Origin of the sequence: Urbifossiella limnaea (genome assembly GCF_007747215.1) — a bacterium.
GTDB lineage: Bacteria > Planctomycetota > Planctomycetia > Gemmatales > Gemmataceae > Urbifossiella > Urbifossiella limnaea.
In genome coordinates, this window is the sequence record NZ_CP036273.1 from 7,597,787 (window position 1) to 7,617,975 (window position 20,189).

Here is a 20,189-nt window from a genome sequence, read left to right on the forward strand (position 1 = left end):
CGCGGCCACATGCCCGAAGGGGGTGCGTCATGGCCGGTAGCCGGATCACGATCGAGGGGAACGAGGCGGCCGCGCGGGTGGCGTACGCCTGCAGCGAGGTGATCGCCATCTACCCCATCACCCCGTCGTCGGGGATGGGCGAGTTGTCCGACCAGTGGGCGAGTGAGGGCAAGTCGAACCTGTGGGGGACGGTGCCGCGGGTGGTCGAGATGCAGTCGGAAGGCGGGGCGGCGGGCGCGCTGCACGGGGCGTTGCAGGCCGGGGCCCTGGGCACGACGTTCACCGCGTCGCAGGGACTACTGCTCATGATCCCGAACATGTACAAGATCGCCGGCGAGCTGACGCCGACGGTGTTCCACATCGCCGCCCGCTCCATCGCCGCCCAGGGGCTGTCCATCTTCGGCGACCACCAAGACGTGATGGCCTGCCGCCAGACGGGCTGGGCGATGCTGGCTTCGGGTTCGGTGCAGGAGGCGGGCGACCTGGCACTGATCGCCCACGCCGCCACCCTCGAAGCCCGCCTCCCGTTCCTGCACTTCTTCGACGGCTTCCGCACCTCGCACGAAGTCGCCACGATCAGCCCGCCCACGACCGAGCAGATTCGCGGGATGATCCGCGACGACCTCGTTGCCGAGTTCCGCCGGCGGGCGCTGTCGCCGGACCACCCGGTGCTCCGCGGCACTGCCCAGAACCCGGACGTGTACTTCCAGGCCCGCGAGACGGTCAACCCCTTTTACCTCGCCTGCCCGTCGATCGTGCAGGCCGCGATGGACAGGTTCGCCGAGTTGGGCGGCCGGCAGTACGAGCTGTTCGACTACGTCGGCCACCCGCAGGCCGAGCGGGTGATCGTGATGATGGGGTCGGGCTGCGGGGCGGCGGAAGAGGCGGTCGAGGCGCTGAACAAGGCCGGTGAAAAAGTCGGGCTGCTGAAGATCCGCCTGTTCCGCCCGTTCGACCTGACCGCGTTCACAGCGGCGCTGCCCGAGTCGGTGAAGGCCGTCGCGGTACTCGACCGCACCAAGGAACCGGGGGCCATCGGCGAGCCGCTGTACCAGGACGTGCTCACGGCGTTGCACGAAGCCGGCCGCGGCGGGATCACGATCGTCGCCGGGCGGTACGGGCTGTCGTCCAAGGAGTTCACCCCGGCGATGGTGAAGGCGGTGTTCGACAACCTGTCGGCCGCCCGCCCGCGGAACCACTTCACCGTCGGCATCGTGGACGACGTGACGCACCTGAGCCTCAGCTACGACCCGGCGTACAGCACCGAAGACCCGGCGAGCGTGCGGGCAGTGTTCTTCGGCCTGGGGGCCGACGGCACCGTCGGGGCGAACAAGAACACCATTAAGATCATTGGCGAGGACACCCCGCTGCACGCCCAGGGGTACTTCGTGTACGACTCGAAGAAGTCGGGTTCGGTCACGGTGTCGCACTTGCGGTTTGGCCCGAACCCGATCCGCTCCACGTACCTGATCTCGCAGGCGTCGTTCGTCGCCTGCCACCAGTTCAACTTCCTCGAACGGTTCGACATGCTCGGGCTGGTCGAGCCGGGGGGCACATTCCTGCTGAACAGCCCGTTCGGCCCGGACGAGGTGTGGGGCAACCTGCCGCGGGCGGTGCAGGAGGCCATCCTGGCGAAGAAACTGCGGGTGTTCGTCATCGACGCGCTGAGTGTGGCGAAAGAGAACGGCATGGGCGGGCGGATCAACACCGTCATGCAGACCTGCTTCTTCGCCCTGAGCGGGGTGCTGCCGAAGGACGAGGCCATCGCGGCCATCAAGAAGTCGATCCAGAAGACCTACGCCAAGCGGGGCCAGCCGGTGGTCGAACGGAACTGGGCGGCGGTGGACGCCACCCTCGGCCGGCTGTTCGAGGTGAAGGTTCCCGCGGCCGTCACTGCCGCCACCGGCCGCCGCCCGCTGGTGTCGGCCGACGCCCCGGAGTTCGTGCGGAGCGTCACCGCCCGCATGATGGCCGGCGAGGGGCACGCGCTGCCGGTGAGCGCACTGCCGAACGACGGCACCTGGCCGACCGCGACGACACAGTGGGAGAAGCGGAACATCGCCGCCGAGATCCCGGTGTGGGACGAGAAGATCTGCATCCAGTGCGGCAAGTGTGTGCTGGTGTGCCCGCACGCGGTGGTCCGCGGCAAGGTGTACGAGCCGGGGTTGCTGAACGGCGCCCCGGACACCTTCAAGCACGCCGACGCCCGCTGGCCGGACCGCAAGGGCCAGTTCTTCACCCTGCAAATCGCCCCCGAGGACTGCACCGGCTGCCGGCTGTGCGTCGAGGCGTGCCCGGTGAAGAACAAGAGCGAGCCGCGGCTGAAGGCCATCAACATGGCCCCGCAACCGCCGCTCCGCGACGCCGAGGTGCAGAACTGGGACTTCTTCCTCAAGCTGCCCGAACCCGACCGGGCGACGATCCGCACCGACTCGGTGAAGGACGTGCAACTGCTGCGGCCCCTGTTCGAGTTCTCCGGGGCGTGCGCCGGCTGCGGGGAGACGCCGTACCTGAAGATGATGTCGCAGCTGTTCGGCGACCACGCCCTCGTCGCCAACGCCACCGGCTGCTCGTCCATCTACGGCGGCAACCTGCCCACGACCCCCTGGGCGCAGGACGACAGCGGGTGCGGACCGGCGTGGTCGAACTCGCTGTTCGAGGACAACGCCGAGTTCGGCCTGGGCATGCGGCTGGCGGTGGACAAGCAGGCCGAGTACGCCCGCGAGTTGCTGGCCAGGATGCGGGACGACCTCGGGGCGGAGCTCGTCGACGGGCTGCTGAACGCCGAGCAAACATCGGCCAGCGTGAAGCCGCAACGCGAGCGGGTGAAGCAACTGAAGGCCAAGCTCGCCGGCCGCATGGACGCCGCGGCCAAAGACCTGACGGCCGTGGCCGACGCTCTCGTCCCGCGGAGCGTGTGGATCGTCGGCGGGGACGGCTGGGCGTACGACATCGGCTACGGCGGGCTGGATCACGTGCTGAACACCGCCGCCAACGTGAACGTGCTGGTGCTCGACACCGAGGTGTACTCGAACACCGGCGGGCAGATGTCGAAGTCCACCCCGCGGGCGGCGGTGGCCAAGTTCGCCGCCGGCGGCAAGCGGACGGCCAAGAAGGATCTGGCACTGCTGGCGGTAACCCAGGGGAACTGCTACGTGGCCCGGGTGGCCTACGGGGCGAACGACGCCCACACGCTGAACGCCCTGCGGGAGGCGGAATCCTACCCCGGCCCGTCGCTGGTCATCGCGTACAGCCCGTGCATCGCCCACGGGTTCGACCTGAGCAAGCAACTGGAACAACAGAAGGCCGCGGTGCAGTGCGGGCACTGGCCGCTGTTCCGCTACGACCCGCGGCGGAAAGCGGCCGGGCAGAACCCGATGGTGCTGGACAGCAAGCCGCCGAGCCTGCCGCTGAAGAACTACCTGTACAACGAGACGCGGTATACGGTGCTGGTCCAGAACGACCCGGCGGCGGCCGAGACGCTCCTCCGCGAGGCCGAGGTCGAGGTCGCCGACCGCTGGAAGCTATACGAACGGCTGGCCGCCGGCGTGCCGCTGGCCGCCGCCGCGAACGGAGGTGCGTCGTGACCGACCTGACCACCCTCTACCTCGGCCACACCCTGGTCAACCCGCTCATCGTGTCGTCATCCCCCGTCACCCGCGACCTCGACCTCGTCAAGAAGGCCGAGGACGCCGGGGCAGCGGCGTTCGTCCTGCACTCGCTGTTCGAGGAGCAGATCGAGGCCGAGTCGCTCGACCTGCACCACCACCTGGAGGCGGGCACCGAGTCGTTCGCCGAGGCCACCTCGTACTTCCCCGACATGCGGGCGTACAACACCGGGCCGGACGGCTACCTGGAGCAACTGCGGAAGGTGAAGGCCGCCGTCGGGGTGCCGGTGTTCGCCAGCCTGAACGGCACCAGCGTCGGCGGGTGGGTCCGCTACGCCCGGCTGGTGCAGGACGCCGGGGCCGACGGCGTCGAGCTGAACGTGTACGACATCCCGACTGACCCGGCCGCCTCCGCGCAGCGGGTCGAGGACGGGTTGATGGAGCTGGTGCGGGCCGTCCGCCGCGAGATCACCGTCCCGCTGGCGGTGAAGCTCAGCCCGTTCTACACGGCCCCGGTCAACCTGCTCGCCCGGCTGAAGGATGCCGGGGCCGCCGCCGCCGTCCTGTTCAACCGCTTCTACCAGCCCGACCTGAACATCGACGAACTCGACGTGGTGCCGCACCTCAAGCTCAGCCACTCGGACGAGCTGCTGACCCGGCTCCACTGGGTGGGGGTGGCCTACGGGCGGGTGCCGATCGAGCTGGCCGTGACCGGCGGGGTGCACACCGCCCGCGACGTGATCAAGTGCGTGATGGCCGGGGCGAGCACGGCGATGCTCACGTCCGCCCTGATCCGCCACGGGGTCGGCTACCTGAGCCACATCCTGACCGACCTGCGGCACTGGATGGCCGAGAAGGAGTACGCCTCGGTCGGGCAGATGCGCGGCGCGCTCAGCCTGGGCAAGGTGCCCGACCCGGCGGCGTTCGAGCGGGGGAACTACATGCGGGTGCTCCGCCAGGGGGTCGGGCCGTCGTGGTGAGGCGGCGGCTCGCCGTGCGGGGCGTCGTGCAGGGCGTCGGCTTCCGCCCGTTCGTCTACCAGTTGGCGGTGCGGCACGCCCTCACCGGGGTCGTCGGCAACGACACCGCGGGCGTGTTCATCGAGGTGCAGGGGGCCGCCGACCGGGTGGCGGCGTTCGCCGCCGAACTGACGGCCCGCCCGCCGCCGCTCGCCCGCGTCGACGCGGTGGACGCGGCCGACCTGCCGACCGTCCCCGAAACGCACTTCGTCATCGTCGCCAGCCAGACGACCGCCGGCCGCGGCAGCTCGGTGCCGGCCGACGTCGCCACCTGTGCCGACTGCCTCCGCGAGCTGTTCGACCCGGCCGACCGCCGGTTCCGCTACCCGTTCATCAACTGCACCCACTGCGGGCCGCGGTTCACCATCATCCGACGCCTGCCCTACGACCGCCCGGCGACGACGATGGCCGGCTTCCCGATGTGTGCGGCCTGCGAGCGGGAATACCTCGACCCGGCCGACCGCCGGTTCCACGCCCAACCGGTGGCCTGCCCGGCGTGCGGGCCGCGGGTGTGGCTCGAAGCGGGCGGGGCGAGCGTGGCCGCGGGAGACGCCGCCGTCCGCGAGGCGGGGCGGGTGCTCGCCGGCGGCGGCCTCCTGGCGGTGAAGGGGATCGGCGGGTTCCACCTGGCGTGCGACGCGGGCACCGCTGCCGCGGTGGCGAAGCTGCGGGAGCGGAAGGGGCGGACGGACAAACCGTTCGCGGTGATGGTGCCGGACATCGATGCGGCGAAACGGATCGCCGAGGTCGGCGACGACGAGGCGGCGGTGCTGACCAGCCCCGAGCGGCCGATCGTGATGGTGCGACGCCGGGACGCGGGCGGCGTCATCGCCCCCGGCCTGAACACCGTCGGCCTGATGCTGCCGTACTCGCCGCTGCACCACCTGCTGGTCGACCGCCCGCTGGTGATGACCTCCGGCAACCGCGGCGACGAGCCGATCGCCCGCGACAACGCCGAGGCCCGCTGGCGGCTGGCCGACCTCGCCGACGCCTTCCTGATGCACGACCGCGACATCCACACGGCGTGCGACGACTCGGTGGTGCGGGTGTTCGCCGGGCACGAGTACCCCGTCCGCCGCTCCCGCGGGTACGCCCCGCTGCCGGTGAAACTGCCGCGGGCGGGCAAGGCGGTGCTGGCCGTCGGCGGGGAGTTGAAGGCGACCCTGTGCGTGACCGCCGGCGACCACGCGTACCTGAGCCAGCACGTCGGGGATGTCGAAAGCCCCGACACCCTGGCCGCCCTCGACCGCACCGCCGACCACCTGCTGGCGCTGTTCGGCGTTGCTCCCGAAGTGGTGGCGTGCGACCTACACCCCGGTTACCTGTCGGCCGAGTGGGCGGCCCGGTTCGCGGAGCGCCGCGGCGTCCCGCTGGTGCGGGTGCAACACCACCGCGCCCACGTCGCCTCGCTGCTGGCGGACGCCAACTGGCACGGCGGGCCGGTGCTCGTGGCGTGCTTCGACGGCACGGGCTACGGGACCGACGGGGCCGTCTGGGGCGGCGAGTTCTTCCTGGCAGATGAAGGCCGCATCGAGCGAGTCGCCCACCTGAAGTACGTCCCGCTGCCCGGCGGCGACGCGGCCGTCCGAAAACCGTATCGCGTCGCGCTGGCCCACCTGTGGGCAGCCGGCATCGGCTGGGATTCGGACCTGCCGAGTACGACCGCGTGCGGCGATGCCGAACAGCGCGTCATCCGCCGGCAGTTGGAGCGGAACGTGAATTGTGTTCCCACCAGCAGCATGGGCCGGCTGTTCGACGCCGTCGCCTCGCTGGCGGGGGTCTGCCAGGCGGTGAGCTACGAGGGGCAGGCGGCGATGGAGTTGGAAGCGGTGGCGGGCGACGGGGCGGACCCGTACCCGTTCGGCGTCACCCGGGCCGGCCCCCTCGTCCTCGACACCGCCCCGCTGCTCGCGGCCGTGGTCGCCGACGTTAGCGGCCGGACCCCGGCGCCCCGGATCGCCGCCCGGTTTCACGCCGCCGTCGCCGAGATGGTGCGGGTCGTTGCCGGGAGCCTCGCCGCCCCGGCGGTCGGGCTGACCGGCGGGGTGTTCCAGAACGTCACCCTGTTGCAACTGGTCGCGGACCGGCTCCGGGCCGAAGGGGTCGCGGTCCTGACCCACTTGCAGGTGCCGTGCAACGACGGCGGCCTGTCACTCGGCCAGGCGGTGGTCGCCGGCGGGATAAGATGACTGGGGCGGGGGGCCGGGATGCACGAACTGTCACTGGCCGTCGAACTCGTGCGGGCCGCCGAAGAGGCCGCCCGCCGCGCCGACGCGAACCGGGTGACGGCGGTGGCGGTGACGGTCGGCGCGCTGTCCGGCGTGGCCGAAGACGCCCTCCGGTTCGCGTTCGACGTGGCCGCCGCCGGCACCCTCCTCGCCGGCGCCCGGCTAGACGTCCGCCCGGTGCCGGTGACGGTCCGGTGCCCGCGGTGCGGGGACGTGCCGCTGCCCGGCGTGCAGCTGTTCCGCTGCCCGGTGTGCGACACCCCGACCGCCGACGTGCGGGCCGGCCGCGAGCTGGAGCTCGAGTCCATCGAGGTGGAGTGACATGACGGCGCGCATCGTGGAAGTGCGGAAGGGCCTGCGGAAGAAGAACGACGAGATCGCCGCCGGGCTGCGGGAGCGGTTCGCCGCCGCCGGCACGTTCGTGGTCAACCTGGTGTCCGGCCCCGGGACCGGGAAGACGCTGCTGCTGGAACGGACGCTGGCCGCCCTGCGGGACCGCGGCCGCAACCCGGCCGCCCTGGTCGGCGACCTGGAAACCGACAACGACGCCGTCCGGCTCGCCCGCAGCGGGGCGCCGGTGCGGCAGATCAACACCCACGGCATCTGCCACCTGGAAGCCGACATGGTCGGCCGACACCTGGACGGGTGGGCGCTGGCCGACCACGACTACCTGTTCGTGGAGAACGTCGGCAACCTCGTCTGCACCGCCGGGTACGACCTCGGCGAGGCGCTCCGGGTGGTCCTGCTGTCCGTCACCGAGGGGGAGGACAAGCCGCTCAAGTACCCGACGCTGTTCAACACCGCCGACGTCGGACTCATCACCAAGTGCGACCTCGCGGCGGCCTGCGAGTTCGACCCGGCCGCGGCGGTGCGGAACCTCCACGCGGTGCGGCCGGGGCTGCCGGTCCTCCGCGTGTCGGCGAAGACCGGCGACGGGCTGGGCGAGTGGCTGGCGCTGCTCGAATCCCGCCGCACCCCGGAGGGTTGATCATGTGCCTCGCGGTCCCGGGCCGGGTGGAGGCGGTGTTCGACGCGGACGGCGTGCGGATGGGTACGCTCACGTTCGGCGGGGTGCGGAAGGACGTCTGCCTGGCGTACCTGCCGGACGTGGGCGTCGGCGACTACGCCCTCGTCCACGCCGGCTTCGCCATCAGCCAGGTGGACGAAGCGACCGCCGCGGAGACGCTCCGCACGTTTGCCGAGATGGGGGTTCTGGCCGACGAACTCGGGGAGGAGGCGGGGTGAAGTACCTCACCGAATTCCGCGACGGCGAACTGGCGCAGAAGCTGGCCGCCGAGATCCGGGCCGCCGTCACCCGCCCGTGGGCGATCATGGAGGTGTGCGGCGGGCAGACGCACGCCATCATCCGCCACGGCCTCGACCAGCTGCTCCCGCCCGAGCTCGAACTGGTCCACGGCCCCGGCTGCCCGGTCTGCGTCACCCCGGTGGCCGCCATCGACCGGGCGCTGGCCGTCGCCGCCGCCCCGGGCGTCATCTTCTGCAGCTTCGGGGACATGCTCCGGGTGCCGGGCACCCGCGAAGACCTGTTCGCGGTGAAGGGCCGCGGGGCGGACGTGCGGGTGGTGTACTCGCCGCTCGACGCGGTCCGGCTGGCGAAGGGGAACCCGGCCCGGCAGGTGGTGTTCTTCGCAATCGGGTTCGAGACGACCGCCCCGGCGAACGCGCTGGCCGTTCACCAGGCAGCCCAGCTCGGCCTCGCCAACTTCTCCGTGCTCGTGTCGCACGTCCTCGTCCCGCCGGCCATGGAAGCGATCCTGTCGTCTCCGGCCAACCGGGTGCGGGCGTTCCTGGCCGCCGGGCACGTGTGCAGCGTCATGGGCTACCACCAGTACCCGCCGCTGGCCGAGCGGTACCGCGTGCCGATCGTTGTCACCGGGTTCGAGCCGCTCGACCTGCTCGACGGCATCCGGCGGGCGGTGCGGCAGCTCGAAGCCGGGACGCACGCCGTGGAGAACGCCTACCCGCGGGTGGTGACGTTCGACGGCAACCGGGCGGCCCAGGCGATGCTGGCCGAGGTGTTCGAGGTGTGCGACCGCGACTGGCGGGGCATCGGGACCATCCCGAACAGCGGGTGGCGGCTGCGGGGCGGGTACCGGCGGTTCGACGCCGAGGAGCGGTTCGCGGTCGGCGACATCCGCTCGGCCGAGTCCCCGCACTGCCGCAGCGGGGAGGTGCTCCGCGGCACGCTCAAGCCGAACCAGTGCCCGGCGTTCGGCACCACCTGCACCCCGCGGACCCCGCTCGGGGCGACCATGGTGTCGGGCGAGGGGGCGTGCGCCGCCTACTTCAACTACGGCCGGCTGACCGCCGTCGGAACGGAGCGCGCGACGTGCCCGACCTGACCCCCGCCGCCTGGACCTGCCCGCTGCCGCTCCGGGACTACCCGCACGTGGTGATGGGGCACGGCGGCGGCGGCCGGCTGTCGGCCGACCTGGTCGAGCACCTCTTCCTGCCCGCGTTCCGCAACCCCGCCCTCGCCCGGCTCGGCGACGCCGCCGTCCTCCCGCCCGTGCCCGGCCGGCTGGCGTTCACCACCGACGGCTTCGTCGTCCGCCCGCTGTTCTTCCCCGGCGGGTGCGTCGGCGACCTCGCCGTCCACGGCACGGTCAACGACCTGGCCGTGAGCGGGGCGACCCCGTTGTACCTGTCCGCCGGGTTCATCCTGGAAGAAGGGCTACCCCTCGCCGACCTGGGGCGGATCGTCGATCGCATGGCGGCGGCGGCGCGGGCGGCCGGGGTGGCGGTCGTGTGCGGGGACACGAAGGTGGTTGACCGCGGGCACGGCGACGGCTGCTACATCACCACCGCCGGCGTCGGCGTGGTGCCCGACGGCGTCACCCTCGGCGTGCAGCAGGCGAGGCCGGGCGACGCGGTCGTGCTGTCCGGGCCGGTCGGCAACCACGGGATCGCCGTCCTGTGCGTGCGGGAGGGGCTGGAGTTCGAGACGCGGGTCGAGAGCGACACCGCCGCGCTCACCGGCCTGGCCGCGGCCGTCCTCGCCGCGTGCCCCGCGACCCGGGCCATGCGCGACCCGACCCGCGGCGGGCTGGCCGCCACGCTGAACGAAATCGCGGCGGGGTCGGGCGTCGGGATCGAGATCGACGAACCGGCCGTGCCGGTCGACGACGAAGTACGGGCGGCGTGCGACCTGCTCGGCCTCGATCCGCTGCTGGTGGCGAACGAGGGGAAGCTGGTCGCGGTGGTGCCGGCGGACGCGGCGGACCACCTACTGGCAGCCGTGCGGCGGCACCCGCTCGGCACCCGGGCCGCCGTCATCGGCCGCGTCACGGACCAGCACCCGAGGCTCGTCGTCGCCCGCACCGCCGTCGGCGGGCGCCGGGTGGTCTCGACCCCGGTCGGCGAACAACTCCCCCGCATCTGTTGACGAACCGCCCGTCGGTCCGACACCGGGGCGGGCGATCACCTCCGGGGCATGAGGTCGGGGGAAGTCTACTTCCTCCGCCGCACCTGCGTCTTCCGCCCCGGCCGGTAGCCGGCCGGCTTCGGCGGACCGGCACCCCTCTCACCGGGCTTCTCGCCCGTCGCCGGGTTGGCCACGGTGTGGTAGTGGTCGCCGCGCAGCGTCTCGTTCGCCTGCCGCCGCTTCGCCTCGATCGCCTCCTTCGGCGGCTGAGCGGGGATTAGCCCGTCGCACCCGCCGATCAGGTCGGCCCGCCCGGCCTGCGCCAGCGCGTCGCGCACCAGGAAGTAGTTCTCCGGCTTGAAGAACTGCATCAGCGCCCGCTGCAGCTTCCGGTCGCGCAGGTTGCGGGCGATCGTCACCGGCTTCTTCGAAAACGGCTCGATCCCCGTGTACCACATGCACGTGGCGATGTCATCGTTCGCCCGCATGGAGGATCGGCTTTCGAGCCGAACCCGATGTGGCCCCGGTTCTCGAAGGTCACCCCCCTATTTGACAGATCGGTTCATCGTCAGGCACCTGTTCCCGGCGCCGGCGCAAGGCTACTACGGCGTGGCGGGCGAATGTCGCCTACTTCTCCCGAACCCCTTTGAGCATGGCTCGTTTCGCCTCGTGCCGCGGCCTCATCAGGCGGTCGTAAGGCATGAGCGGGATGTTACCTTCCCAGTTCTTTGGGTCGGATGGTGAGGCTCCACTTGGGCAGTGTGGGTGAGCGGATCAGTCGGGCGGCGATTGGGCGTAACGCCGCCTTCGTCAGCCGCACGCCCCGCTCGTACACGGCCGTCGTCTCCCGGATGATCGGGCGGAGCCCCCGCCACGTCATCGCCCCCGCCCACCGCAACACGTCGGCCACCGACGACAGCAACGCCCCATTCCAGTGCCGCTCCAGGATGCCCCAGCACCGCTCGATCGGGTTGTACTTGCTGTGGTACGGCGGCAGGTACACCAACTCCACCGCCACCCGGTGCCGGTCCACGAACGCCACCATCCGCTTCAGGAACTGCGTCCGCGAGTTGCCGACCTCGGGGCCGTTGTCCAACTCGACGTGCAGGCGGGCGACGCCGGGGTGGACCGCCTTCCGCTCGTTCCACCAGAGGTCCAACCCGTCGGCCAGGAAGTCGCTCGTCTCCTTCGAGTGGCCGAACAGGAACCACGGCTGGTGGATCGGCACCGCCCCGCGGTTCATCTCCAGAACCCCGAACGGGACCAAGATGGACTCGGGAGCCATGTCGTGGTCGAGCGCCTTCACCGGTTCCGCCGCCCGGCCCTCGCCGCCGCGGGAGAAGTCGCCCACCTTCACCTTCGCCTTGGTGTCGATGGAGATCCTCAGCGTGTCCGGGTCGGCCGCGGTCTCGGCGCGGGTCTCCTGGACGTGGGCGAAGATGGCGTCGGTCTGGGGGACCTTTTTTGCGGCCGCGCCTTCTGAACCCGGCGGAGCTTGTACCCGAGGCGGTTGAGGATGTCGCCGACGGTCTGACGGGTCGGCACCTTCCCGGCCAGTTCGGGGACGGCCAGCAACGCCTCGCGGACGGCCTTGGCGGTGATCCGGGTGTACGCGAACAGGGTCTGGAACTTGGGGTCCGCCTGGGCGTGCGGATCGACCAGGCGGCGGATGTGGACTTCCACCTCGGGGTGCAAGTCCTCGGTCGCCGTCCGCCCGCGGGATTCGAAGTCCTCGACGCACCGGATGCCGGTCCGGAGTTCGTTCAGGCCGGTGTGGACGGTGTCGCGTCCCCAACCGAAGGTCGTCTCGGCGTGGCGGGCGGAGCCGCGGCAGTAGGTGTGAGCCATCTCGGCCTGGAATCGGCGCCGCTTGTGCCCGGTGAGCAGCGTCGCGGCGAGCAGGATGGCCCGCCGGGCGTCGTCCGTGAGTTCTGCCATCACGACCTCCTCCGTGAGGCATCCCTTGTAGCCGATCCCAGAGGTCACTGGGAGATCACCTTCCCGCTCATGCCTCAGGGGCCGGCTGGACCGGTACCTGGAGAACATCGACGATCGGCTGGCGGCCGATTGCCGGAACGCCCGGGTGCTGCACTGGTGCCCCTACACTTGCGGCCGGCGGCCGGGCGTCGTAACATCAATCTGATTCAGTACTTCTCCCGGCCTTCCAGCGCCCATGACTCGCACCGCGGCGGGGGGCACGTACTCCCATCTTGGTAACTCGCGCATGCGCCCGCTCCGGACTCGTAAGCGGTTGGCCGTCGAGCGGCTCGAAGACCGCACCAATCCGGGCGCCCACCCCGTCGCCACGGCCGCGGCAGCAGGCTACCGCGTCGGCGACCAGATCATCACCCTCGACACCCGCGCCGACGAGTTAGTGGTCGGCCTCCCCGGCGGCACCGCGGCGCTGGCTCCACTGGTCGCCACCGGCGGGCCTCTCGTCGGGCTGACCGCGGCGCGGTGGCTCACCCCCGAGCTCGTCGTCCTCGCCGGCCCCGCCGACTACGCCGCCAAGGCGGCCGCCATCCCCGGCGTCACCTTTACCGCGCCCGTGTACCAGAACCCCGACACCGGCGGCTGGCTCGTCGCTACGAACGAGGTGATCGTCGCCCTCGCTCCCGGCGCCGACCCGTCCGCGCTCGCCGACCCGCGCTTCGCGAGTTGGGAGCCGTTGCCCGGCACGCCCGACCAGTTTGTAGTCAAGGCCGCCGCCGGGTACGGCCCCGTGGCGCTGAGCCTGGCCGAAGCCCTGCACGGCGACCCACGCTTTACCTGGGCCGAACCGAACTTCTACCAGGACTTCCAGAAGCACTTCACGCCGAACGACACGCTCTATGCCAGCGAGTGGCACCTGAACAACACCGGGCAGGTCGCCGGGCAGACGGCCGGGGCCGACGTCGACGCCGAACTCGCCTGGGACGTCACGAAGGGGAGCCAGAACGTCGTCGTGGCGGTGGTGGACGACGGCATGGACATCACGCACCCGGACCTGGCGCCGAACGTCTTTATCAACCAGGGCGAGATCCCGGCCGCGGTCCGCGCCGCACTCACCGACGTGGACGGCGACGGGATCATCAGCTTCGTGGACCTGAACAACGCGGCGAACGTCGGCGCCGGCAAGGCCGTGGACGTGAACGGCAACGGCCGCATCGACCCGAACGACATCCTGTCGCCGACGGCATCCGGCGGGTGGGCCGACGGGGCCGACGGCAGCGACGGCAACGGGTACGTGGACGACCTGTGTGGGTGGGACTTCACCACGAACGGCACTACCGGCGACCTGAACCCTGGGGCCGATGTGGCCGGCGACAAACACGCCACGTCGGTGGCCGGGGTTGCGGTCGGGGTGGGAAACAACAACCTCGGCACCACCGGGATCGCCTTCCAGTCCCGCATCCTGCCGGTCCGCATCTTCAGCGGCAACACGATCACCTCCGACGCGAACGTGGCCGCCGCCATCTACTACGCCGCCGGGCGGACGCGGGACGGGCTCGGCACGTTTCGCTCCGGGGACGTGCTGAACAACTCGTGGGGCGGCGGCTCGCCGGTGGCCGCCATCACCGCCGCGTTCACCTGGGCGAGCAACACCGCGAAGGCCGGCAAGGGGGTGCCGACATTCGTCTCGAGCGGCGACGATTTTGCCTCCGCGGTGTCGTACCCGGCGAGCCTGGCGGGCTCACTGCCCGGCGTGATCGCCGTCGGCGCGAGCACCGACGTGGAAACCCGCGCGGCGTACAGCAACTACGGCCCGGAGCTCGACTTCGTGGCCCCGAGCGACGGCCCGAACTTCGGCGGCGTGTCCGGCATTGTCACCACCGACCGGCAGGGCACGAGCGGGTACAACACCGCCGCCGGGCTGACGGGGGACTACACCACCACGTTCGGCGGCACGTCGTCGGCGTCACCGCTGGCGGCCGGAATCGGTGCGCTGGTGCTGGCCGTGGACCCGACCCTGACCGCGGCGCAGGTACGGACCCTGATGCGGGCCACGACCGAGCTGATCGGCCCGAACGTGAACGCCGCCGGGTTCGCCGTCGGCTTCGGGTACGGGCGGGTGAACGCCAACGCGGCCGTGCGCGGCGTCGGCGTGGCCGAGGTGCAGGTGCTCGACGACCGCGCCGACGTGCCGGACGGCACCGGCTCTGTGAGCCTCGGCGGCGTGCCGGTCGGCGGGGTCGGGGCGACGCGAACGTTCCGCGTCCGCAACCAGGGCACGCTGCCGCTGACGCTCGGCGCGGTGAGCGTGACCGGCCCGTTCGAGGTGGTGAGCGGCCTCGGCAGCAGCACGCTCACGACCGGCCAGTACACCACGTTCACCCTCCGCTTCCTGCCGACCGCCAGCGGGGCCGCGACCGGCACCGTGACGTTCACCTCGAACGACCTGAACGAAGGCACGTTCGACTTCACCGTGTCCGGCACCGGGCTGACGCCGTCGCTGGCCGGGCGGGTGTACGAGGACTGGGCCGGGAACGGCACCGCCGACGCGAACGACCCGGGCGTCGCCGGCCGGCAGGTGTTCCTCGACCTGAACGGCAACGGCACCTACGACGCGACGCCGACCGCGGTCGTGTTCAACTCCGGGGCGGTGAACGTCGCCATTCCGGACGCCACCGGGGCGGTCGCCACCAGCACCCAGGCCGTGTCCGCCGCCGGGCTGGTGACGAAGGCGACGGTGCGGGTGAGCATCGCCCACACCTACGTCTCCGACCTGGCGATTGAGTTGGTCGGCCCGGGCGGGCAGTCGGTGATGCTGTTCAGCGGTCGGGGCGCGGCCGGCACCAACCTCACCAACACCGTGTTCGACGACGCTGCGGCCAACCCGATCGCCAGCGGCAGCTCCCCGTTCACCGCCACGTTCCGCCCCGAAGAGTCGCTGGCCGCGTTCATCGGGACCGCGGCCGGCGGCGCCTGGACGCTCCGCGTCCGCGACTCCGCCGCCGCCGACACCGGCACCATCTCCAACTGGACGCTCACCCTCACGGTCGCCGAGCCGACGCAGACGACGACCGCGGCCGGCACGTTCGCCTTCGCCGGGCTCCCGGCCGGGACGTACGCGGTGCGCACCGTCGTGCCGGGCGGGTGGACGGTCACCGGCCCGGCCGGCGGCAGCTACTCGCAGGCGCTGTCGGCCGGCGGGTCGGTCACCGGCCTGAACTTCGGCGCGGTGCGGCAAAACGCCGTGTACGGCCAGATGGCGAACGACCTGAACGGCAACGGCGTCCGCGACGCCGGCGAGCCCACGCTGGCCGGGTGGCGCGTGTTCGACGACCGCAACGGCAACGGCACCCTGGACGGCGGCGAGGTAAACGCCCTGACCGACGCCCTCGGCAACTACCTGCTGCCGGGGCTGGCCGCGGGGGCGACCACGATCCGGGTGGAGCGGCAGGCCGGCTACTTCACCACAATCGGCACCGCCGGGCTGCCGCTCACCATGGTCGCCGGTTCGACGTACCACGGCCGCGACTTCGGGGCCGTCTTCGACCCCGTGGTCCCGACCGCGGACATCATCGACGTGACGCCCGACCCGCGCACGTCGCCGGTGCCGTCGGTGGCGGTCGTGTTCAGCGAGGCCGTGACCGGGTTCGACCTGGCGGACCTGAGCCTGACCCGCGACGGCGGCGCGAACCTGCTGACCGCCGCGCAGACGCTGACGACGACCGACAACGTGACGTGGACGCTCGGCAACCTCGCCGGGCTGACGGCCGCCCCCGGGACGTACGTGCTGACGCTGACCGCGGCCGGCTCCGGCGTGGAGGACGCGGCGCAAAACGCGCTAGCGGCGAACGCCTCCGACAGCTGGGTGATGCTGATGGTGCCGGCGGCGTCGGTGTCGGACGTGACGGTGGGCGAGGCGGGCGGGCCGGTGGTGTTCACGGTGACGCTGTCGTACGCCTCGCCAGACACGGTGCTGGTGCCCTACTCGACCGCGGACGACACCGCGACGGTCGCCGACGGCGACTACACCGCGACATCGGGCACGCTGACGTTCCTGCCGAGCGAGACGACGAAAACGGTGAGCGTGCCGGTGACGAACGACATGTGGGACGAGCCGGACGAGACGTTCGTGCTCAACCTCGGCGAGCCGACGAACGCGGTCATCGGCGACGGCCAGGGCGTCGCCACCATCGCCGACGACGACCCGACGCCGGCGCTGTCGATCGGCGGCGTGACGCTCGCGGAGGGGACCGGCGGCACGACGGCGCTCGCGTTCACCGTCACCCTGTCGGCAGTGAGCGGGCGCAGCGTGACCGTGGGGTACGCCACCGCCGACGGCACCGCCACCGCCGCCGACGGCGACTACACCCTGGCGAGCGGCACCCTCACGTTCGCCCCCGGAGAGACGACCAAGACGGTCACCGTCCAGGTGACCGGGGACGCGCGGAACGAGACCGACGAGACGTTCGCCGTGAACCTGAGCGGCGCCACGAACGCCACCATCGGCACGGCCACCGGCACCGGCACGATCACCGACGACGACCCGCTGCCGACGCTGAGTGTCAACTCGGTGTCACACGCGGAGGGGGCCAGCGGCGGCACGGCGTTCGTGTTCACGGTGACGCTGTCGGCCGTCAGCGGTCGGACGGTGAGCGTGAGCTACGCGACCGCGAACGGCACCGCCACAACCGCCGACGGCGACTTCGTCGCGGCGGCCGGCACGCTCACGTTCGCTCCCGGCGAGACGAGCAAGACGGTCACCGTGGATGCGACCGGCGACCTGCGCAACGAGATCGACGAGACGTTCACCGTGAACCTGAGCGGCGCGACGAACGGGACGATCGGCGCGTCTAGCGGTACGGGCACCGTCTTGAACGACGACCCGGAACCGATCCTGAGTGTCGACTCGGTGTCGGCCGCGGAAGGCGGCGCGCTCGCGTTCACCGTGTCGCTGTCGGCAGTGAGCGGGCGCACCGTGACGGTGAACTACGCCACCGCGGACGGCAGCGCGACCGCCGGCAGCGACTACGCGGCGGCCTCGGGCACGCTCACGTTCGCCCCCGGCGAGACGAGCAAGACGGTCACCGTGTCCGCGACCAGCGACAACACCTTCGAGCCGGACGAGACGTTCACGCTGACGCTGAGCGGCGCCGCCAACGCCGGCGGCGCCGCCGGCACCGGCACCGGCACGATCGCCAACGACGACGCCATCCCGGCCGCGGCGCTGAGCACCGTCGCCGGTCCGGTCGCGGAGTCGGGCGACAGCGCCACGGTCGCGGTGACACTATCGAACCCATCGTACCTGCCGGTCACGGTGTCGTTCGTGCTCGGCGGCACCGCCACCGCCACCGACTTGGTGGCGCCGCCGGCGAGCGTCACAATCCCCGCCGGACAGTTGACCGCCAACGTCGTCGTCGTCGCCAGCACCGACACCGCCGACGAGCCGGACGAAACGGTGACGCTGACGATCGGAGGCGTCGTAAACGGCACCGCGGCCGGCGGCCCGGTCGTACTGACGATCGCCGACGACGACCTGCCCGTGGCTGCGCCCGCCGGCTTCGACCTATTCGAGGACGTGCCGTTCACCACGCCGGCGAGCCTGCTGGCGACGGCGAACGCGCAGCCGGGGTCGGTCGTGGAGTTGGTCGGCGCCGCGCCGGCCGGCGGCATGCTCAACCTGGCCCCGGCCGGGACGTTCACCTTCGCGCCGGCCGCGAACGCCAACGGCACCGTCGGCTTCAGCTACCGGGTGCGCAACCCGGCGGGCGAGGTGTCGGCCCCGGCGGCGGTCGCGCTCCGGGTCGCGGCGGTGAACGACCCGCCGGCGTTCACCCCCGGCCCGGACCAGGCCGACCCGCGCCGCGGCGGCCCGCAGGTCGTGCGCGGGTGGGCGACCGCCATCAGCGCCGGCCCGCCCGACGAGGCCAGCCAGCGGCTCACGTTCGAGGTGACCACCGACAACCCCGGCCTGTTCGCCGTCCAACCCGCGATCGACCCGGCGACCGGCACGCTCATGTACACGCCGGGCACCGGGTTCGGCACGGCCGTCGTCACGGTGCTGCTGCGCGACGACGCCGGTGGCGCCGACACCTCGCCGGCGCGCACGTTCACGATCAGCGTGCTGAAGTACCGCGACGACAACCTGCCGACGAACCAGGACGAGGTCGGGCGGATCGGCGTCGGCTCGGGGGACAGCGGTATCGTGGCGATGTTCCGCGGCGACGGCGCGGCGGCTGGCACGCTCACGCCGTTCACCGGAGCGTCGGCGCGCGTCGTCACCGCCGACGTGACCGGCGACGGCGTCGCCGACACGATTACCGCAACCGGCCCCGGGGTGCGCAGCCGGGTGGTGGTGATCGACGGCGCCACCGGGGCCGTGGCACGCACAATTCTGCCCTTCGAGGACACATTCACCGGCGGGCTGTTCGTGTCCGCGGCCGATGTGGACGGCGACGGCAAGGCCGAGATTGCCGTGTCGCCGGACACCGGCGGCGGCGGCCGCGTCACGGTGTTCGGCGCGGCCGGGGTGGTGGCCGACTTCTTCGGCATCGACGACCGGAACTTCCGCGGCGGCGCCCGGGTGACGTTCGGCGACGTGAACGGCGACGGCACCCCGGACTTGGTGGTCGTGGCCGGGTTCGGCGGCGGGCCGCGGACGGCGATCTACGACGGCGTGACGCTCCGCGGCGGCCCGTCGCGGCTGGTGAGCGACTTTTTCGCGTTCCCGGGGACGGACGCGGTAAACCTTCGCAACGGTGTGTTCGTGGCGGCCGGCGACGTGGACGGCGACGGGTTCGCCGACCTGGCGTTCGGCGGCGGACCGGGCGGGGCGCCGCGGGTGTTCGTGCTGAGCGGGGCGCTGGTGAGCGCCGGCCGGGTGGACGCGGCGCACGCGGCGCCGGTGGCGAACTTCTTCGTGGCCGGGAACACTTCTGACCGCGGCGGGGTACGGCTGGCGGTGAAGGACGCCGACGGGGACGACCGGGCGGACGTGGTCGCCGGCAGTGGCGAGGGGTCGGCGGCGCGGGTGCGGGTCTACGCGGGGTCGGGATTCGGCGGCGGCGGCGAACCGGGCGGGTTCTTCGACCTGGAGCCGTTCGGCGGCTCCGTCCTCGCCAGTGGGGTGTACGTCGGGTAGGTTCTCGGGTCGGTGCTCGCTGTCCACGCCCGACGAGGGACGAGCCGATCATCGTCGGGGTCCTTCATGCTGCGGCGCGTGCGCCCCCCGTCCCGCACGATGTGAGCCCAATTCACAAATGAACGCTACCGTTCCGCCGGGGCGTCGTCCGTATCGCGAATCGTTTCTCTGTTGTCATACCGAATCGGGCTGATCCGTAGCCGGTGGTCACAAGTGTCGGTGGGACCAGGGGTTCACGTCGCGGCTGACCGGGCGGAGTCGCTCCAACAGTATTTCTTCCAGACGACTCAGTGCTTCCACGGACGGGGTGTCTCCGTCCCAAGAATCAATGAGAACTGCCCGAGCCAACCGGCGGACGGTTACCCATCCGCCGGACGAGGGATCACTCTCCTGGAACCAATGATCCCCGTTCGAGCGACCCCGCCGCGGAGTGGCAAGGGATCACCCGGATTCGGTATCACTTGTGGCAGCATCCAGGTTCCAGGTCACATTGGTCCCCGCAAGTCGCCTCCCCACTAACCATCGTCCGCTCGATCAGAAGTCGGCCCCACGGATGCGATTTGCGCCGAAACTAAAAGTTCGCGTCAAGAGAAAATGAGCGAAAATTTTCATTCTGCGCCACTACGATCGGAACACCCCCCAATCACGACCCAAAGTATTACCCCGTTGCAACTTAAGACTGGCCAATTCTGGTTCTTCTGACAATGCCGGTTGGGTCGAGTCGGGCGTTTGGGAGAAGTTGATCGATTGCTTATTGTGACGCCGCACCAACTCCATTAGCATCAGCCACATATCGAGATACGTGAATCGGCTTTTTCACCCGTCACTCGACCGCGGCATCCGTCGCAACGTGGCGGGACGGAGTGCGCCGCGGTCAGA

The 20,189-nt window shown here is 71.4% G+C and carries 10 protein-coding genes and 1 pseudogene; 9 read left to right on the plus strand and 2 right to left on the minus strand.

The annotated features are described in order from the left end of the window. The first annotated feature begins 29 nt into the window (after window positions 1–29). Genes nifJ through hypE form a run of 8 tightly spaced genes read left to right on the plus strand, consistent with a single transcriptional unit; the run spans window position 30 to window position 10,261 of the window. Window positions 30–3,587, plus strand: coding sequence for a pyruvate:ferredoxin (flavodoxin) oxidoreductase (nifJ, locus tag ETAA1_RS30665; RefSeq protein WP_145244401.1), 3,558 nt, complete (start codon window positions 30–32; stop codon window positions 3,585–3,587). Next, a complete protein-coding gene (locus ETAA1_RS30670) occupies window positions 3,584–4,588 on the plus strand; it encodes a dihydroorotate dehydrogenase-like protein (RefSeq protein WP_145244402.1) in 1,005 nt (334 codons plus the stop codon). Before nifJ ends, ETAA1_RS30670 begins: the two co-directional genes overlap by 4 nt. Next, window positions 4,585–6,816, plus strand: coding sequence for a carbamoyltransferase HypF (gene hypF / locus ETAA1_RS30675; RefSeq protein ID WP_202920539.1), 2,232 nt, complete (start codon window positions 4,585–4,587; stop codon window positions 6,814–6,816). Before ETAA1_RS30670 ends, hypF begins: the two co-directional genes overlap by 4 nt. Window positions 6,817–6,834: 18 nt before the next feature. Continuing rightward, window positions 6,835–7,176 (plus strand): hydrogenase maturation nickel metallochaperone HypA, encoded by a 342-nt coding sequence (hypA, locus tag ETAA1_RS30680; RefSeq protein WP_145244403.1) that lies wholly within the window; start codon window positions 6,835–6,837, stop codon window positions 7,174–7,176. Between the two features lies 1 nt (window position 7,177). After that, window positions 7,178–7,843 (plus strand): hydrogenase nickel incorporation protein HypB, encoded by a 666-nt coding sequence (gene hypB, locus ETAA1_RS30685; RefSeq protein ID WP_145244404.1) that lies wholly within the window; start codon window positions 7,178–7,180, stop codon window positions 7,841–7,843. A gap of 2 nt (window positions 7,844–7,845) precedes the next feature. Beyond that, window positions 7,846–8,100 (plus strand): HypC/HybG/HupF family hydrogenase formation chaperone, encoded by a 255-nt coding sequence (locus ETAA1_RS30690; RefSeq protein ID WP_145244405.1) that lies wholly within the window; start codon window positions 7,846–7,848, stop codon window positions 8,098–8,100. Then, window positions 8,097–9,218, plus strand: a complete 1,122-nt coding sequence (hypD, locus tag ETAA1_RS30695) for a hydrogenase formation protein HypD (RefSeq protein WP_145244406.1) — start codon at window positions 8,097–8,099, stop codon at window positions 9,216–9,218. Before ETAA1_RS30690 ends, hypD begins: the two co-directional genes overlap by 4 nt. After that, complete coding sequence (gene hypE, locus ETAA1_RS30700) at window positions 9,206–10,261, plus strand: hydrogenase expression/formation protein HypE (protein ID WP_315851284.1); 1,056 nt, start codon at window positions 9,206–9,208, stop codon at window positions 10,259–10,261. Before hypD ends, hypE begins: the two co-directional genes overlap by 13 nt. A 65-nt stretch (window positions 10,262–10,326) precedes the next feature. Here the strand turns inward: hypE and ETAA1_RS30705 are convergent, their stop codons facing one another. Together ETAA1_RS30705 and ETAA1_RS34005 are read right to left on the minus strand one after the other, a co-directional pair. Continuing rightward, window positions 10,327–10,728 carry a DUF3362 domain-containing protein gene (locus tag ETAA1_RS30705; protein WP_145244407.1) on the minus strand — a complete coding sequence of 134 codons (402 nt, stop codon included), beginning with the start codon at window positions 10,726–10,728 and terminating at the stop codon, window positions 10,327–10,329. 224 nt (window positions 10,729–10,952) lie between these two features. Continuing rightward, a pseudogene (locus ETAA1_RS34005) lies at window positions 10,953–12,286 on the minus strand (ISAzo13 family transposase). 178 nt (window positions 12,287–12,464) lie between these two features. On the opposite strand from ETAA1_RS34005, the gene ETAA1_RS30715 reads away from it, so the two are divergent. Beyond that, entirely contained in the window at window positions 12,465–19,310 is a 6,846-nt protein-coding gene (locus ETAA1_RS30715) for a Calx-beta domain-containing protein (protein WP_145244409.1), read from the plus strand. Window positions 19,311–20,189: the final 879 nt, after the last annotated feature.

Excerpts from the sequence above, each read along its gene's own strand:
- nifJ (WP_145244401.1), top strand. The coding sequence starts at position 30 with ATGGCCGGTAGCCGGATCACGATCGAGGGGAACGAGGCGGCCGCGCGG.
- hypA (WP_145244403.1), top strand. The coding sequence starts at position 6,835 with ATGCACGAACTGTCACTGGCCGTCGAACTCGTGCGGGCCGCCGAAGAG.
- hypB (WP_145244404.1), top strand. The coding sequence starts at position 7,178 with ATGACGGCGCGCATCGTGGAAGTGCGGAAGGGCCTGCGGAAGAAGAAC.
- ETAA1_RS30690 (WP_145244405.1), top strand. The coding sequence starts at position 7,846 with ATGTGCCTCGCGGTCCCGGGCCGGGTGGAGGCGGTGTTCGACGCGGAC.
- ETAA1_RS30705 (WP_145244407.1), bottom strand. The coding sequence starts at position 10,728 with ATGCGGGCGAACGATGACATCGCCACGTGCATGTGGTACACGGGGATC.
- ETAA1_RS30715 (WP_145244409.1), top strand. The coding sequence starts at position 12,465 with ATGCGCCCGCTCCGGACTCGTAAGCGGTTGGCCGTCGAGCGGCTCGAA.